Here is a 16,189-nt window from a genome sequence, read left to right as displayed (position 1 = left end):
GGGGTACTTCTAACCATGAGCACTGTGACCGACACGACCACGGCCGCGACCTCGCTGCTGCGCTTCGCCACCGCCGGATCCGTCGACGACGGCAAGTCGACACTGGTCGGCCGTCTCCTGCACGACTCCAGGTCCGTCCTGGCCGACCAGTTGGAGGCCGTCGAGCACGCCTCCCGCAGCCGGGGCGCCGGCGCCCCGGACCTGGCGCTGCTGACGGACGGCCTGCGCGCCGAGCGCGAGCAGGGCATCACCATCGACGTCGCCTACCGCTACTTCGCCACGCCCCGGCGGCGCTTCATCCTCGCCGACACCCCCGGCCACGTGCAGTACACGCGCAACATGGTCACCGGCGCGTCCACCGCCCAGGCCGCCGTCGTCCTCGTCGACGCCCGCAACGGCGTCGTCGAGCAGACCCGCCGCCACGCCGCCGTCGCAGCGCTCCTGCGCGTCCCGCACGTCGTCCTCGCCGTCAACAAGATGGACCTCGCCGGCTACGCGGAGCCCGTCTTCGCCGCCATCGCCGAGGAGTTCACCGCCTACGCGAGCGGGCTGGGCGTCCCCGAGGTCACGGCCATCCCCGTCTCCGCGCTCGCCGGGGACAACGTGGTGGCGCCCTCCGCGCACATGGACTGGTACGGCGGCCCCACCGTCCTGGAGTACCTGGAGACGGTGCCCGTCGTCACCGACCCCACCGCCGACCCCGCGCGCTTCCCCGTCCAGTACACGATCAGGCCGCAGACGGCCGAGCACCCCGACTACCGCGGCTACGCGGGGCGGATCGCCTCCGGGGTGCTGCGCGTCGGCGAGCCCGTCACCGTCCTGCCGTCGGGGCGCACGAGCACGATCGCCGCCATCGACGCGCTCGGCCAGAGCGTCGACGTGGCCTGGGCGCCGCAGTCGGTGACCGTGCGCCTCACCGACGACCTCGACGTCTCCCGCGGCGACCTCATCGCCCCCACCGCCGGCGCGCCGCAGGTCACCCGGGACGTCGAGGCCACCGTCTGCCACCTCGCCGACCAGCCGCTGCTCCCCGGCGCCCGCGTCCTGCTCAAGCACACCACCCGCACCGTCCGCGCCATCGTCAAGGACATCCCCTCCCGCCTCACCCTCGACGACCTCTCCCAGCACCCCTCTCCGGGCCGCCTGGAGGCCAACGACATCGGGCGCGTCACGCTGCGCACCGCCGAGCCGCTCGCCCTCGACCCCTACGCCGGCTCCCGCCGCACCGGCTCCTTCCTCCTCATCGACCCGGGCGACGGCACGACGCTGACCGCCGGCATGGCGGGCGAGGCGTTCGCCGCGGGCCCCGCAGACCGGGCCGACGACGAGGGATGGGACTTCTGAGATGACGGCAGCGATCGCGCACGGCTCGGCGGGCGGCATCGGCCGATGTGCGTGCTGACGCCCGTACCGACGGCGTCAGCGCCCCGCCCCTTCCCGTACCAGCCATTCCCCTTACGCCCCACTGAAGCGCCGGGCGTCCCCTAGCCATACCCCCGGCCCGTCGAGAGGACCCCTCGTGCCCGCCGCCGCTCGCTCCGCCCGCCGCCGCGCACTCGCCGCCGTCGCCGCCCTGCCCCTGCTGATCGGCGCCCTGGGCGCCTGCGGCTACGGATCGGAGAAGGACTCCGGCACCACCGGGTCCGGCTCCGCCAAGGGGAGGAACGCCGAGGGGAAGAAGCTGTCGGCGGACACCGTCCGCATCGGCTACTTCCCCAACATCACCCACGCCACGCCGCTGGTGGGCGAGCAGGAGGGGCTGCTCCAGAAGGAGCTGGGCGGCACGAAGCTCCGCTCGACCACGTTCAACGCGGGCCCGTCCGAGATCGAGGCGCTCAACGCCGGCTCGATCGACATCGGCTGGATCGGACCGTCGCCCGCGATCAACGGCTATGTGAAGTCCAAGGGCAAAAGCCTGCGCATCGTCTCGGGCTCGGCGTCGGGCGGCGTGAAGCTGGTCGTCGACCCGAAGAAGATCTCGTCCCCGGACGACGTCAAGGGCAAGCGGATCGCCACCCCGCAGAAGGGCAACACCCAGGACGTGGCGTTCCTCAACTGGGTCGCGGGAAAGGGCTGGAAGGTCGACCCGCAGAGCGGCAAGGGCGACGTCTCGGTCGTCCGCACCGACAACAAGGTGACTCCCGACGCCTTCAAGTCCGGTTCGGTGGACGGCGCGTGGGTGCCCGAGCCGACCGCATCGAAGCTGGTCTCCGACGGCGGCAAGGTGCTCCTGGACGAGTCCGCGCTGTGGCCGGGCGGGAAGTTCGTCATCACCAATGTGATCGTGTCGCAGAAGTTCCTGGACGCGCACCCCGACGTGGTCGAGGCCGTGCTGCGCGGCTCGGTGAAGACCAACGCCTGGATCAAGGCGAACCCGGACAAGGCCAAGGGCTCGGCGAACGCGGCGCTGAAGAAGCTCTCCGGCAAGGAGCTGCCGGCCCGGATCATCGACCCGGCCTGGAAGTCCATCGAGGTCCTCGACGACCCGCTGGCCGCGTCGCTGGAGGCGGAGGCCGATCACGCCGTCGAGGCCGGGCTGCTGGAGAAGCCCGACCTTTCGGGAATCTACGACCTGACCGTGCTCAACAAGGTTCTCAAGGCCGAGGGCAGGCCCGCGGTGACCGCCGCGAAGCTCGGCAAGCAGTAGCCGCCCGCCCGTCGTACCCCACCCCGCCCCATCCCCAGGAGGTGACCGGATGGCCCCGGCACTGACGACCGACAAGACCGGCGCGACCGCGCTCGCGGACCGCGAGTCCGCGGCGGTCAGGATCGAGCACGTCCACAAGTCCTTCGGCCGGCCCGGCGCGGCCCAGCCCGTGCTGGACGACATCTCCCTGGAGGTGCGCCCCGGCGAGTTCGTGTGCCTCCTGGGGGCCTCGGGCTGCGGCAAGTCCACGCTGCTGAACCTGGTGGCGGGCCTGGACCGGCCGACCGCCGGCACCATCGACGTGCCCGGCGGCCGCCCGGCGCTGATGTTCCAGGAGCACGCGCTGTTCCCCTGGCTCACCGCGGGCCGCAACATCGAGCTCGCGCTGCGGCTGCGCGGGGTGCCCCGCGCGGAGCGGCGGCCGGAGGCGGAGCGGCTCCTGGAGCTCGTACGGCTCTCCGGCGCGTACGGCAAGCGGGTGCACGAGCTGTCGGGCGGCATGCGGCAGCGCGTCGCCCTCGCCCGCGCCCTGGCGCAGGACAGCCAGGTCCTGCTGATGGACGAGCCGTTCGCGGCGCTGGACGCCATCACCCGGGACGTCCTGCACCACGAGCTGACCCGCATCTGGTCCGAGACGTCGCTGTCGGTGCTGTTCGTCACCCACAACGTCCGCGAGGCGGTGCGGCTCGCGGAGCGGGTCGTGCTGCTGTCCTCGCGGCCGGGGCGGGTGGCCCGGCAGTGGGCCGTGGACATACCCCAGCCCCGCCGCATCGAGGACGCGGCGGTGGCGGACCTGTCCGTCGAGATCACCGAAGAACTGCGTGGGGAGATCCGCCGCCATGGCCGGCACTGAGACGGGCGCCCGGAGCGCCCCCGCGAACCCGCACGACCTCGCCGGCCTGGAGGCCGGCCTCGACGCCCTGGACGCGGTGGAGGTCCGGCGCGCCCCCTTCGCCCAGGTGCTGCTCCACAAGGTGCTGCCGCCCCTGACGGCCGTCGTCCTGGTCCTCGCCGTCTGGAAGCTGCTGGTCGTCGCGGAGGTCACCGACGACTACAAGCTGCCCGACCCGTCCGCGGTGTGGCACAGCCTGGAGGAGCTGTGGCTGCGCGGCACGCTCCTGGACATCGTCTGGACGTCCGTCTCGCGCGGCCTGCTGGGCTTCGCCGCGGCGCTCGCCCTCGGCACGCCGCTCGGCCTGCTCGTCGCGCGCGTGAAGTTCGTCCGGGCCGCGCTCGGCCCCGTCCTGTCCGGGCTGCAGTCGCTGCCGTCGGTCGCCTGGGTGCCCGCGGCGGTGATCTGGCTGGGCATCACCGACGCGGCGATGTACGCGGTGATCCTGCTGGGCGCGGTGCCCTCCATCGCCAACGGTCTGGTCTCCGGCATCGACCAGGTGCCGCCGCTGTACCTGCGGGCCGGCCGCACCATGGGCGCCACGGGGCTGCGCGGCGCCCGGCACGTCCTGCTGCCCGCCGCGCTCCCCGGCTACATCGCGGGGCTCAAGCAGGGCTGGGCGTTCTCCTGGCGGTCCCTGATGGCCGCCGAGCTCATCGCCTCCTCCCCCGACCTCGGCCTGGGGCTCGGCCAGTACCTGGAGAACGCGCGCACCGACTCCGACATGCCGGGGGTGCTCCTCGGCATCCTCCTCATCCTCTTCGTCGGCATCGCCATCGACCTGGCCGTCTTCAGCCCCCTGGAGCGCCGGGTGCTGCGGACGCGCGGACTGGCCGCGGCGAGCCGATGACCCCGGCACCCCTGCTCCTCGTCGCCCACGGCAGCCGCGACCCGCGCCACGCGGCCACCGTGCTGGAGCTGCGCGCGCGGGTGGCCGCGGCGCGGCCCGGGCTCCGGGTCGAGGTGGGCTTCCTCGACTTCTGCGTGCCGAGCGTGCCGCGGGTGCTGGAGCGGCTGGCGGCGGAGGGGGTGCGCGACGTCGTCGCCGTGCCCCTGCTGCTGACCCGCGCCTTCCACGCCAAGGCCGACATCCCGGCCGTGCTGCGGGCGGCGACGGCGGGGTTGCCGGGCCTGAGCGTGACGCGGGCTCAGGTGCTGGGGCCCGCTCCCCTGCTGACGGCCGCCCTGGAGCGGCGGCTGCGGCAAGCCGGTCTGCCGCTCGGCGACCGGCGCCCGACCGGGGTCGTCCTGGCCTCGGCGGGCTCCTCCGACCCGGAGGCGAACGCGGTGATCGCAGACATCGCGCGGGAGTGGCGGCGTACCGGTTGGTGCGCCGTGCGGCCCGCGTTCGCCTCCGCCTCCCCGCCGCACGTGGCGAACGCCGTGCGGGCCCTGCGCGCCGAAGGGGCCCGCCGGGTGGCGGTCGCCCCGTACGTCCTCGCACCCGGCCGGCTACCGGACCGCATCGCGCGAGGAGCGGTGGAGGGCGGCGCGGACGTCCTGGCGGACGTGCTGGGGGCGGCTCCGGAGGTGGTGGCGCTGGTGGTGCGGCGCTACGAGGAAGCGGCGGCGGGGGGCGCGCTCTCCCCGGCCAGGCCGGCCGCCCGCAGGCGTTCGGCCTGAGTGCGGCCGGCCTGCGCGCCCTTGCGCGGGTGGTCGCCGGGGCCGACGCGGCCCCCCACGAGGCCGGTCGCGCGTCACAATGATCGCGCGACGCACTGTGCGTCTCGCGGGCACCTTACGTATTCCCCGCAGGCCGTGCACTCCCTGCACCGCCCGCGCTTCCCAGAAGGGCACCCGAGGACATGACCACCCTTGTCACCGGCAGCCGCGGCCGCGTCGGCCGCGCGCTCATCGACCTCCTGCACGCCCGGGGCCACGCCGTCCTGGCCGCCTCCCGCGCCCCCGGCGATCTCACGCTGCCGGACGGCGTCCCCTCGATACGCCTCGCCCTCGACGAGCCGGAGACCTTCCCGGCGGCGCTCGACGGCGTCACGTCCGTGTTCCTGTACGCGGAGGCCGCGCACACCGCCGCCTTCGCCCGGGCGGCCGCGGACGCCGGCGTCCGGCACATCGTGCTGCTGTCGTCGAGCTCCGTGCACTACCCCGACGCCGCCACGCACCCCGTCGCCCGCCCGCACCTGGAGGCCGAACAGGCCCTGGCGGCGGGGCCGGTCACCGCGACGTTCCTGCGGCCGGGCGTCTTCGCCACCAACGCGCTGGGCTGGTCGCGCTCCATCAGGGACACCGGCACGGTGGACCTGCCCTACCCCGGCGCGTACACCGACCCCGTCCACGAACAGGACCTGGCGGAGGCGGCGTTCACCGTCCTCACCGACCCCGCGCGCCAGGGCCGCGCGTACACCCTGAGCGGCCCGCAGGCCTTGTCCTTCCTCGACCAGGCCGAGCAGATCTCGCGCGTCACGGGCGTGTCCGTGACCGTCAACCCCGTCCCGCCCGAGGCCTGGAAGGAGGCCGCGGCCCCCCACCTGCCCGGGCACTTCGCCGACGCGCTGCTCGCCTTCTGGAAGTCGTCCGACGGCAAGCCGGGCACGCTCGCGGGAGGCGTGGAGGAGCTGACGGGCCGCCCGGCGCGTACGTTCGCCACGTGGGTGGAGGACCACGCCGCCGACTTCCGTCCCTGAAACCCCTCCCCGACCGGTCCCTGACGAGGCGTCCCTGACCGGGTCCCTGACGAGGCCTCAGGCGGTCTCGGCCGCCGTGCCGATGCCCAGGGCCACCAGTACGCCGCCCGTGGCGCGTTCGAGGTTGCGGCTGACGCGGGGGCGGCGCAGCCAGGTGATCATGCGGGCGGCGCAGACCGCGACGAGCAGCATCCACGCCGCGGCCACGACCGCGTCGATCACACCGAAGAGCAGGGTCACCCCGAACGGCGATCCGCCCTCGGGCAGGAACTGGGGGACGACGGCGACGAAGAACACGCCGACCTTGGGGTTGAGCAGGCAGCTCAGCAGCCCCTGGCGGAACGCCTCGCCCGCGCGCGGCGCGGGGGCGGCGGAGTCCTGCTCCTGCAGCGCCGCGGTCCCGGACCCGCCGGTGGCGCCGGACGCCGCGGAGTCCCCTCCGCGGCGCGGGCGGTGGGCCCACAGGGCCTGGGTGCCGAGGAACACGAGGTACGCGGCGCCCGCGAGCCGGACGACGGCGAAGGCCGCGTCCCAGCGCTGCAGCGCAGCCGCGAGGCCGAACGCCGCGGCCACGCCCCAGGCGAGCGAGCCCACGGCCGCGCCGAGGGCGGTGGCGCTGCCCGTACGGCGGCCGCCGCGCAGGCAGTTGCGCAGGACCAGGAGGGTGTCCGGGCCCGGCGCCATGGCCACCAGGAGGGAGAAGAGGGTGAATCCGAGGATCGCTGCCGTCACGCGGGACTCCTGTCTTCTTGAGGCTCATGGGGTGATTGAGGCTCGTGTGATGACGAGAGCTTAACCAGGCGCGTTCTCCGCGGGACTCCTCCCGGGGGGCTCGCCCGGGCGTCCGGGAACGACCACGGCCGCCGCTCCCCGTGGGGGTGGGGAGCGGCGGCCGGCCGATGGGCTGGAGCTGCTACTCGGTGACCTTCAGCAGCTTGTTGGGCGTGCCCGCGCTCGGGTTGGAGACCTTGTCGGGGGTCGCACCCTTGACGAGCGCACCCGCGACCTGTTCCGGGGTGGCGTCCTTGTGGGCGCCGAGGTAGACGGCGGCGGCACCCGCCACGTGCGGGGTGGCCATCGACGTGCCGGAGATGGTCTTGGTGCCGGAGTCGCTGTCGTTCCAGTCGGAGGTGATGTCCGATCCGGGGGCGTAGAGGTCGACCACGCTGCCGAAGTTGGAGAAGTCCGACTGCTGGTCGTCCTTCGTGGTGGAGGCGACCGTGATGGCCTCCTTCACCCGGGCCGGGGAGCTGTTGCCCGCGTCGGAGGACTCGTTGCCCGCCGCGATGGCGAAGGTGACGCCGGAGGCGATCGCCTTCTGCACGGCCGCATCGAGCGCCTCGTCCGCGCCGCCGCCGAGGCTCATGTTGGCGACCGAGGGGCCCTTGTGGTTCTTGGTGACCCAGTCGATGCCGGCGACGACCTGCTCGGTGGAGCCGGAGCCCTGGCCGTCCAGGACCTTGACGGCCACGATCTTGGCCTTCTTGGCGACGCCGTGCGCCGTGCCGGCGATGGTGCCCGCGACGTGGGTGCCGTGACCGTTGTCGTCCTCGGCCTTGTCGCTCTTGTCGACGGCGTTGAAGCCGAAGGAGGCACGGCCCCCGAAGTCCTTGTGGCTGATGTGGACACCGGTGTCGATGACGTACGCGGTGACGCCCTCGCCGGCGCCGTCGGGGTAGGCGTACTTGCCGTCGCCCTTGGTCTCGGCCTGGTCGATGCGGTCCAGGCCCCAGGAGGGTGGGGCCTCCTGGGTGGCGCTGGCGGTGAAGCGGTGGTTCTGGACGACCTTCTCGACCGCGGGGTCGGCCGCGAGGCGCTTGGCCTCCGTCTCGTCGAGACCGCTGGCGGAGAAGCCGTGGATCGCCGAGTCGTAGGTGCGGTTCAGCTTGCCGCCGTACCGCTCGGCGAGGTCGCCGCCCTGCGCGGAGACGGACTTCGCGCCCGCGGCGCCCTTGCCGTCCTTCAGCATGACGATGTAGCTGCCCTCGATCGCGCCCTTGGCGCCGGCACCGTAGACGGTCCCTTCGGGGGCGGGGGCGGCGCCGGCCGGCAGAGCCATGAGGGTGGCTCCGGCGGTGACGGCGGCTGCGGCGGATATCGCCAGGACGGTCCGTCGCCGGCCGGTGCGCTTGTGTGCTGCCATGACGAGGTTTCCTCCTCGTGCGGTTGTTGTGGGGGGAATTGAGCATGTGTCACTACACGCCCGGAGTGACGGAAGGGGCCGCTCCGGGGTGCTTCGAAACCCTGTCGGATTTGACGCGGGCAGTTCAACCCCCACGAGGTTTTGTGACATAGGCAACGTCGTTGCGTAATGCCAAAACCCTTTGAAGGAAGGCAATTTGGGCACTGACAGAGCATCAAGTGAGCGCGGGGCGGGCCCTGATGAGAACGACGGAGGAATGCCCTGCCCGAGAGCCGGACCCGAGAGCCGACCTGTGAGGCGCCGAGAGGAGCCGAGGGGAGCCGAGACGAAGCGTCTCGCCCGATGGTCTCTTTCCGGCCATACCCGGCCGGCCGGGTAGCGTGACGGGTCGGATGAGCAGGCGTGCGGCGATCGCCGCAGGTACGGGAGGTACGGGCGCAGTGGCGGACGCGGTGGAGAGCACGGCATTCACGGAGCGGCGGGCGCGCGAGCTCCTCGCGGCGGCGGTGCCGGAGGCGCCGGCGGCCGACGCGGCCCTGCTCGCGCTCGGCGAGAACGCGGTCTTCGCCGTCGGCGCGCTCGTCGTCAAGGTGGGCCGCGACGCGTCACTGCTGGAGCGGGCGCGCCACGAACTGCGGGTCGCCGACTGGCTGGCGGAGCAGGGTGTCCCGGCCGTGCGCGCCGCCGAGCCCGCGCCGCGGACGGCCGGAGGGCACCCCGTGACCCTCTGGCACCGGCTGCCCGAGGCCCTGCGCCCGGCCACCCCCGCCGACCTCGCCGGGCTGCTGCGCATCCTCCACGCCCTGCCCGCCCCGGACTTCGCCCTGCCCCGGCGCGAACTGCTGGGCGGCGTCGAGCGGTGGCTGCGGCTGGCCGGGGACGCGATCGACCCCGCGGATGCGGCCTACCTGCGCGAGCGGCGGGACGGCTTCGCGGCGCAGGCCGCGGCCCTGACCCCGCACCTGCCCCCGGGCCCGATCCACGGGGACGCCCTCCCGCGCAACGTGCACATCGGCCCGGACGGGCCGGTCCTGGTGGACCTGGAGACCTTCGCGGGCGACCTGCGCGAGCACGACCTCGTCGTCCTCGCCCTCAGCAAGGACCGCTACGGCCTGCCGGCCGTCGTCTACGACATCTTCGTACGGACGTACGGCTGGGACGTACGGGAGTGGGAGGGCTGTCCGGTCCTGCGCGGTGCGCGCGAGACGGCGAGTTGCGCCTGGGTGGCCCAGCACGCGCCGGGCAACGCCGCGGCTCGCGCGGAGTTCGGCCGCCGGGTGGCGTCACTGCGGGAGGGTGATGCCGCGGTGCGGTGGTATCCCTTCTGAGGGCCCCCGTCCTCAGGGCTCCTGCCGGGCCCGGTCGGTCGGCTGCGGGCCGTGCGTGGCTGGTCGCGCAGTTCCCCGCGCCTCTTATAGGGGCGCTCGCGCAGCGGCCTGCGCGCAGGCGACCGGAGCCCGTACGGGCATCGCCTCCCCCGCGGAGCGGTCAGCGCACGGGCCAGCGGGCGTCCACCGTCGCCGTCGCATCGCCCTTGCGGCGCAGCCAGGATTCGTAGCCCCTCGCCCAGTCGGCGTACCAGCGCTCCTGGTCCCGGTGGAGGTCCCAGGGGGCGGCCCCGGCCACCTCCGGGTAGTGCTCGGCGAGGGCGCAGGCCACGCGGACGGCCGCGAGGGCGTCGGCGCCGGCCTCGTGGGCGTCCTCCAGGGTCACGCCGTAGACCCGGCAGACCGTCTCCAGGTTCCGCTTGCCCTTGCGGTAGCGGTCGAGGGCGCGGTCCATGGTGAGCGGGTCGACGACCGGGCCCGTGCCCTGCCCGCCGGGATCCGCGGTGCCCGCGGCCGACAGCCGCTCCGCGAGGGAGGGCAGCCCGTGCCGCCGGAGCTCCGCCGCGAGGATGGTGAGGTCGAAGGCGGCGTTGTAGGCGACGACGGCCGCGCCCGCCGACCAGTGGGCGACCAGGATGTCCGCTATCTCGTCGGCCACCTCGCGGGCGGGCCTGCCGAGGGCGGCGCGCTCGCTGGTGATGCCGTGGATGGCCGCGGCCTCGTCCGGGATGGGGACGCCGGGATCGGCCAGCCACTCCCTGCGGCCGACGGGCTCCCCGGCCTTGGTCTCGACGACGGCCGCCGTGACGATCCTCGCCTCGGCCGGATCCGTGCCCGTGGTCTCCAGGTCGAAGCCGATCAGCAGCTCCTGATGCCACCCCATCGCGGTCCCCCTTCGTGGTGCTTCCCCCGACTGGTCCCCAGCGTCGCACGCCCCACTGACAGCGCCCCGTCCCGGCCTGCGGGAACGCCGTCGCGGGCGGCCGTCACGAGACCGGGCGCGAGTCCGCCCACACGCTCTCGAACTCCTCGCGGTAGGTCTCGAAGAGCCCGTGCTCGGGCTCGCGCCCGTCGCGGACGACGGTGCCGCCGCCGCGCAGCACCAGCACGGGGGCCTCCATGCCGCGGGCCTTGCGCAGGTAGGACTGGACGACGGCCAGCCCGTCCGGGCCGTCGCCGTTGACGAGGTAGGCGGTGAAGCGCGGCGTCTCGTCGAAGACGCGGATCTCGAAGGCGGCGGTGTCGCGCAGCCGGTCGCGCACGCGGCGCATGTGCATGATGTTCATCTCGACGGACCGGCTCATCTCGCCCTTCTTGATGCCCAGCTCCCGCTCCCGGCGCCGCACGGCGCTGCTGGCGGGGTTGAGGAAGAGCAGGCGGGCCCGGCAGCCGGCCTCGGCGAGCCGGACCAGCCGGCGCCCCGAGTAGTTCTGGACGAGCAGGTTCAGGCCTATGCCGACGGCGTCGAGGCGGCGGGCGCTGCCGAAGAGGTCCTCCACGGGCAGCTGGCGCTGCAGCCGGACCCGGTCGGGGTGGACGCCCACGACGTCGGCGTAGCGGTCGCCCACGATGTCCTCGACGGCGTCGACGGGCAGCCGGTCGGCGGAGCGGGCGCCCGTGCCGGCGCCGCCGCCGAGGATCGTCAGCAGGCGGCCGGCGGCCCGCTCGGCCTGGGCGAGGACGGTCTCGGACAGGGCGCGGTTGCGGGAGACGACGTTGCGCGTCACCTCCAGCTCGTCCAGTGCCAGTTCCAGCTCGCGCCGGTCGTCGAGGTACGGCTCGAAGCAGGGCCAGTGCTGGACGAGGAGCTCGCGCAGCTGGGGCAGGGTGAGGAAGCTGAGGACGTTGTCGTCGGCCGGGTCCAGCAGGTAGCCCTTGCGGCGGCTGACCTCGCGCACCGCCACGGCCCGCTGCACCCACTCCTGCCCGGCCGGGCCGGCCGCGGCGACGACCCACTCGTCCTCGCCGTGCACCGGCTCGTAGACGGGCCGCAGGACGGCGGCGACGACAGCGCGCAGCCGCTGCTCCACCAGGTTGAGCCAGATGTAGGCGCGGCCGGCCCGCCGGGCGCGGGTGCGCACCTCGCCCCACGCCTCGGCGTCCCAGTCCAGTGCGGCGCCGATCTCCACGGGGCGTGCCACGGACACGGCGCCGGGAGGTGTGTCGGCCGAGCCGTCACCCCCGGGACTTCCGTCTCCAGGGGGCAGCTCCAGCCCGCCCGAGCTCACAGTGCACCGCCCTTCCGCCCCCGTCCAACGATCAAGGCAGACTACTGTGCGGGCGGCAGGCCCTGCACCCGGACGGGTCCGGTCCTCCGCCAACTCTCCCGTTCCGGAAACCTGTTGTCCGCCCGCCCGGCGCGGGGAGTGAGCCGTTTCATAGCGGCGGGGGCGCAAAACGCGCGGTGAGAGCCGTGCGAGCACCCGTCCGGGCGCGCCGGGCCGCCGGTTTCCGGGGCCCGGGAGGAGGGGGTGGAGCGGGGGCGCACCCCCGCCGGGTCACCCGGTCGGACGAGCCGAAGGGGGCTGTGGTTGCGCTCCTTTTGGGGAAGATCTGGCGAAAGGGCGCCCCGTCCGGTCCGATTGGGCGAGGATGCCGCTTCGGCCCGTACGCGCGTCTCGAACAGGAGGCCCGGCGCGTGCGGCGGCGAGGACGGCCCCCGAGTACAGCCTGGGACAACGGAAGAACGGAAGAGTCGATGCAGGTCTGGCCGGGACAGGCGTACCCCCTCGGCGCGACGTACGACGGCGCCGGCACCAACTTCGCGGTCTTCTCGGAGGTCGCCGAGCGGATCGAGCTGTGCCTCCTGCACGACGACGGCTCGGAGACGGCCGTGGAGCTGCGCGAGAGCGATGCCTTCGTACGGCACGCCTACCTCCCGGGGGTGATGCCGGGTCAGCGGTACGGCTTCCGGGTGCACGGGCCCTACGAGCCGGAGCACGGGCACCGCTGCAACTCCGCCAAACTGCTGCTGGACCCCTACGCCCGGGCCGTGAGCGGGGCCGTCGGCTGGGGCGAGGCCGTCTACGGCTACCACTTCGGGCGGCCGGAGAAGCGCAACGACATGGACTCGGCGCCGCACATGATGACGTCGGTGGTCGTCAATCCGTACTTCGACTGGGGGGACGACCGCCCGCCGCGCACCGACTACCACCGCACGGTCATCTACGAGGCCCACGTCAAGGGCCTGACGATGCGCCATCCGGCGCTTCCGGAGGAGATCCGCGGCACGTACGCGGCGCTGGCCCACCCCGCCGTGATCGAGCACCTGACGGAGCTGGGGGTCACGGCGATCGAACTGATGCCGGTCCATCAGTTCGTCAACGACCACCGGCTGGTGGACGCGGGCCTGGCCAACTACTGGGGCTACAACACCATCGGTTTCTTCGCCCCGCACAACGCCTACGCCTCCTGGGGCGACCGGGGCCAGCAGGTGCTGGAGTTCAAGTCGGCGGTGCGGGCGCTGCACGCGGCGGGCATCGAGGTCATTCTCGATGTGGTCTACAACCACACGGCCGAGGGCAGCCACCTGGGGCCCACGCTCTCCTTCCGGGGCCTGGACAACGCCTCGTACTACCGGCTCGCGGACGACCCTCAGTACTACATGGACACCACCGGCACCGGCAATTCCCTGCTGATGCGCAGTCCGCACGTCCTGCAGCTCATCATGGACTCGCTGCGGTACTGGGTGACCGAGATGCGGGTGGATGGATTCCGCTTCGATCTGGCGGCGACGCTCGCGCGCCAGTTCCACGAGGTGGACCGGCTCTCGTCCTTCTTCGACCTGGTGCAGCAGGATCCGGTGGTCAGCCGGGTGAAGCTGATCGCGGAGCCGTGGGATGTCGGCGAGGGCGGCTACCAGGTCGGGAACTTCCCCCCGCTGTGGGCCGAGTGGAACGGAAAGTTCAGGGACACCGCCCGGGACCTGTGGCGCGGCGAGCCGGCCACCCTGGCGGAGTTCGGCTCCCGGCTGACGGGCTCCTCCGACCTCTACCAGGGCGACGGCAGGCGCCCCCTGGCCTCCGTCAACTTCGTCACCTGCCACGACGGCTTCACCCTGCACGACCTCGTCGCGTACAACGGCAAGCACAACGAGGACAACGGCGAGGACAACCGCGACGGCGAGAACCACAACCGGTCCTGGAACTGCGGGGCCGAGGGCGAGAGCGACGACCCGCAGGTGCTCGCGCTGCGCGAGCGCCAGATGCGCAACTTCGTCGCCACCCTGATGGTGTCGCAGGGCGTGCCCATGCTCAGCCACGGCGACGAGTTCGCGCGCAGCCAGCGGGGCAACAACAACGCCTACTGCCAGGACAACGACGTCTCCTGGGTGCACTGGCCGCACCCCGGGGACGAGTCCTCCGCGCGCGCCCGGCGGATGCTCGCCTTCACCCGGGCGATGGTGTGGCTGCGCCGCGACCACCCCGTCTTCCGGCGCCGCCGCTTCTTCCACGGCCGTCCGGTGCAGGGCACCCACGACGAGCTGTCCGACATCGCATGGTTCACCCACGAGGGTGAAGAGATGCGGGACAGCGACTGGCAGGCCGCCCAGGCCAAGTCGCTCACGGTCTTCCTCAACGGCGGGGCGATCTCCGAGCCCGGGCCGCGCGGCGAGCCGGTCGTCGACGACTCCTTCCTGCTGATGTTCAACGCGCACGACAAGCCGCTCGACTTCGTCGTGCCCGCCGACCACGGCAGGCTGTGGCAGGTCGTGGTCGATACCGCCGGGCCCGAGGGCGTGGCGACCGACGGGCCGAAGATCCGGGCCGGGGACCGCCTGACGCTGGCCGACCGCAGCCTCGCGGTGTTGCAGCGCCCGGCGTAGTCCCCTGCGGCAAGACCGCCGCGAGTGGGTACGTACGTTCCCATGAGGCTCCACAGCGCTGTGCCGACCGCGACCTACCGGCTCCAGCTCCAGCCGGCCTTCCCCTTCCGGGCGGCCGAGGAGGCCGTGCCGTACCTGGCCTCCCTCGGGGTGTCCCACCTGCACCTGTCGCCCGTCCTGGAGGCCGTCCCCGGCTCCACGCACGGCTACGACGTCGTCGACCACTCGGCCGTACGGGCCGAGCTCGGCGGCGAGGAGGGCCTGCGGTCCCTGGCCCGCACCGCCCGGGAGCACGGGATGGGCCTGATCCTCGACATCGTCCCCAACCACATGGCCCTGCCCGCGCCCGCGACGCTCAACGGCCCGCTCTGGGAGGTCCTGCGGGACGGCCCGGCCTCGCGCTACGCGCGCTGGTTCGACATCGACTGGGCCGAGCACGGCGGCAAGGTGCTGCTGCCCGTGCTGGCCGGCCCGCTCGGCGGGGAGCTGCGCCACTTCAGCGTCGCGGGCCGCTCGGGCTCTTCGGGGCGCGTGCTGCGCTACCACGACCACGCCTTCCCGCTGCGGCCCGGCACGGAGCGGCTGCCGCTGCCCGACCTGCTGGACGCCCAGTGGTACCGGCCCGCCTGGTGGCGGCTGGCCCGCACGGAGCTGAACTACCGGCGCTTCTTCACCGTCTCCGAGCTGATCGCGGTCCGCGTGGAGGACCCGGAGGTCTTCGCCGCCACCCACGGCAAGGTGGTGCAGCTGCTGCAGGAAGGGGTGGCCGACGGGCTGCGCGTCGACCACCCGGACGGGCTCGCCGACCCCGCCGGCTACCTCCACCGACTCGCCGAGGCCACGGACGGCCGGTGGACGGTCGTCGAGAAGATCCTCAGCCGCGACGAGCGCCTGCCCGGCGACTGGCCCGTCGCCGGGACCACCGGCTACGACGCCCTGCGCCACCTCGACGGCCTCTTCGTCGACCCCGCGGGCGCCGCCGAACTGGGAGCCCGCTACCGCGCCTTCACCGGCCTGCCGCCCGACCGCGGCGGCGACTGGCCCGCCACGGTGCGCCGCGCCGCGTACAAGGTGATCACCCACGAGCTGGCCGCGGAGACCGAGCGGCTGGTGCGCACCGCCGGCCGGATCTGCGAGGGCGCGCACCGGCTGCGCGACACCGCCCCGTGGGCCCTGCGCACCGCCCTGCGCGAGATCCTCGTCCGGCTGCCCGTCTACCGGCCCTACGCGGTGCCCGGGCGGCCCCCGGCCCCGATCGACGCCGCCCTGCTCGACCAGGCCGCCCAGGACGCGCGCGGCGCCTTCGCCGTGCCCGAGGAGGCCTGCGCGGCCGAGGTCGTCCGGGACGCGGCGCTCGGCCGCCTGGGGCAGGGGCCGGACCAGCGGGACTTCTGCGCACGGTTCGCGCAGACCGCCTCCGCGCTGCGCGCCAAGTCCGTCGAGGACACCGCCTTCTACCGGCACGCGCCGCTGCTGTCGGCCGCGGAGGTCGGCGGCGACCCGGGCCGGCCCGCCGTCTCCCCGGAGGACTTCCACGCCTACTGCGCCCGCCTGCAGCACGACTGGCCGGCGACCGGGACGGTGCTGTCCACGCACGACACCAAGCGCAGCGCCGACGTACGGGCCCGGATCGCGGCGCTGAGCGAGTGCCCCGGCCGGTGGGCGGACCTGATGGACCGGCTGGCGGCCGGGGCCGCCGAGCCCTGCGC

13 protein-coding genes are annotated in these 16,189 nt (G+C 73.8%); 9 read left to right on the top strand and 4 right to left on the bottom strand.

Annotated elements, in window-relative coordinates; translation table 11 throughout:
* Positions 1-15: 15 nt before the first annotated feature.
* The 6 genes from V7793_RS19770 (at position 16) to V7793_RS19745 (ending at position 6,184) form a co-directional block, all read left to right on the top strand.
* On the top strand, positions 16-1,344 hold the full coding sequence (locus V7793_RS19770) for a sulfate adenylyltransferase subunit 1 (RefSeq protein ID WP_336008341.1): 1,329 nt from the start codon (positions 16-18) through the stop codon (positions 1,342-1,344).
* 175 nt (positions 1,345-1,519) lie between these two features.
* Positions 1,520-2,647: an aliphatic sulfonate ABC transporter substrate-binding protein gene (locus tag V7793_RS19765; protein WP_336008339.1), complete on the top strand. Its 1,128-nt coding sequence runs from the start codon at positions 1,520-1,522 to the stop codon at positions 2,645-2,647.
* Between the two features lie 49 nt (positions 2,648-2,696).
* A complete protein-coding gene (locus V7793_RS19760) occupies positions 2,697-3,500 on the top strand; it encodes an ABC transporter ATP-binding protein (protein WP_058042375.1) in 804 nt (267 codons plus the stop codon).
* Positions 3,487-4,389 carry an ABC transporter permease gene (locus tag V7793_RS19755; protein WP_336008334.1) on the top strand — a complete coding sequence of 301 codons (903 nt, stop codon included), beginning with the start codon at positions 3,487-3,489 and terminating at the stop codon, positions 4,387-4,389. The genes V7793_RS19760 and V7793_RS19755 overlap by 14 nt, the downstream gene beginning before the upstream one ends.
* Complete coding sequence (locus V7793_RS19750; protein ID WP_336008332.1) at positions 4,386-5,162, top strand: sirohydrochlorin chelatase; 777 nt, start codon at positions 4,386-4,388, stop codon at positions 5,160-5,162. Before V7793_RS19755 ends, V7793_RS19750 begins: the two co-directional genes overlap by 4 nt.
* Before the next feature lie 182 nt (positions 5,163-5,344).
* Positions 5,345-6,184 (top strand): NAD(P)H-binding protein, encoded by an 840-nt coding sequence (locus tag V7793_RS19745; RefSeq protein WP_336008330.1) that lies wholly within the window; start codon positions 5,345-5,347, stop codon positions 6,182-6,184.
* A gap of 57 nt (positions 6,185-6,241) precedes the next feature.
* Here V7793_RS19745 and V7793_RS19740 read toward each other — a convergent pair whose 3' ends face one another.
* Both V7793_RS19740 and V7793_RS19735 read right to left on the bottom strand, forming a co-directional pair.
* Positions 6,242-6,916: a LysE family translocator gene (locus tag V7793_RS19740; protein WP_336008329.1), complete on the bottom strand. Its 675-nt coding sequence runs from the start codon at positions 6,914-6,916 to the stop codon at positions 6,242-6,244.
* A 181-nt stretch (positions 6,917-7,097) separates the two neighbouring features.
* Positions 7,098-8,327, bottom strand: a complete 1,230-nt coding sequence (locus V7793_RS19735) for a S8 family peptidase (protein ID WP_336008328.1) — start codon at positions 8,325-8,327, stop codon at positions 7,098-7,100.
* A gap of 392 nt (positions 8,328-8,719) precedes the next feature.
* Here V7793_RS19735 and V7793_RS19730 point away from each other — a divergent pair, with 392 nt between their 5' ends.
* Entirely contained in the window at positions 8,720-9,655 is a 936-nt protein-coding gene (locus V7793_RS19730; protein WP_336008327.1) for a phosphotransferase enzyme family protein, read from the top strand.
* A 160-nt stretch (positions 9,656-9,815) separates the two neighbouring features.
* Here V7793_RS19730 and V7793_RS19725 read toward each other — a convergent pair whose 3' ends face one another.
* Positions 9,816-10,538: a 3'-5' exonuclease gene (locus V7793_RS19725; protein WP_336008326.1), complete on the bottom strand. Its 723-nt coding sequence runs from the start codon at positions 10,536-10,538 to the stop codon at positions 9,816-9,818.
* A 103-nt stretch (positions 10,539-10,641) separates the two neighbouring features.
* A complete protein-coding gene (locus V7793_RS19720; protein WP_168093696.1) occupies positions 10,642-11,883 on the bottom strand; it encodes an SAV2148 family HEPN domain-containing protein in 1,242 nt (413 codons plus the stop codon).
* 470 nt (positions 11,884-12,353) lie between these two features.
* Between V7793_RS19720 and glgX the strand changes: the two genes are divergently transcribed.
* Together glgX and treY are read left to right on the top strand one after the other, a co-directional pair.
* Complete coding sequence (gene glgX / locus V7793_RS19715; RefSeq protein WP_336008324.1) at positions 12,354-14,480, top strand: glycogen debranching protein GlgX; 2,127 nt, start codon at positions 12,354-12,356, stop codon at positions 14,478-14,480.
* Positions 14,481-14,522: 42 nt separating this feature from the next.
* A partial coding sequence (gene treY / locus V7793_RS19710) for a malto-oligosyltrehalose synthase (RefSeq protein ID WP_336008323.1) occupies positions 14,523-16,189 on the top strand: 1,667 nt, incomplete at its 3' end.

The organism is Streptomyces sp. KLMMK (assembly GCF_036961605.1).
Lineage (GTDB): Bacteria > Actinomycetota > Actinomycetes > Streptomycetales > Streptomycetaceae > Streptomyces > Streptomyces telluris.
The sequence above is the reverse complement of the archived record's forward strand: the minus strand, read 5'-3'. Positions and strand labels throughout refer to the sequence as shown.

Excerpts from the sequence above, each read along its gene's own strand:
- V7793_RS19730 (WP_336008327.1), top strand. The coding sequence starts at position 8,720 with ATGAGCAGGCGTGCGGCGATCGCCGCAGGTACGGGAGGTACGGGCGCA.
- V7793_RS19760 (WP_058042375.1), top strand. The coding sequence starts at position 2,697 with ATGGCCCCGGCACTGACGACCGACAAGACCGGCGCGACCGCGCTCGCG.
- V7793_RS19755 (WP_336008334.1), top strand. The coding sequence starts at position 3,487 with ATGGCCGGCACTGAGACGGGCGCCCGGAGCGCCCCCGCGAACCCGCAC.
- V7793_RS19745 (WP_336008330.1), top strand. The coding sequence starts at position 5,345 with ATGACCACCCTTGTCACCGGCAGCCGCGGCCGCGTCGGCCGCGCGCTC.
- V7793_RS19750 (WP_336008332.1), top strand. The coding sequence starts at position 4,386 with ATGACCCCGGCACCCCTGCTCCTCGTCGCCCACGGCAGCCGCGACCCG.
- glgX (WP_336008324.1), top strand. The coding sequence starts at position 12,354 with ATGCAGGTCTGGCCGGGACAGGCGTACCCCCTCGGCGCGACGTACGAC.
- V7793_RS19770 (WP_336008341.1), top strand. The coding sequence starts at position 16 with ATGAGCACTGTGACCGACACGACCACGGCCGCGACCTCGCTGCTGCGC.
- V7793_RS19725 (WP_336008326.1), bottom strand. The coding sequence starts at position 10,538 with ATGGGGTGGCATCAGGAGCTGCTGATCGGCTTCGACCTGGAGACCACG.
- V7793_RS19735 (WP_336008328.1), bottom strand. The coding sequence starts at position 8,327 with ATGGCAGCACACAAGCGCACCGGCCGGCGACGGACCGTCCTGGCGATA.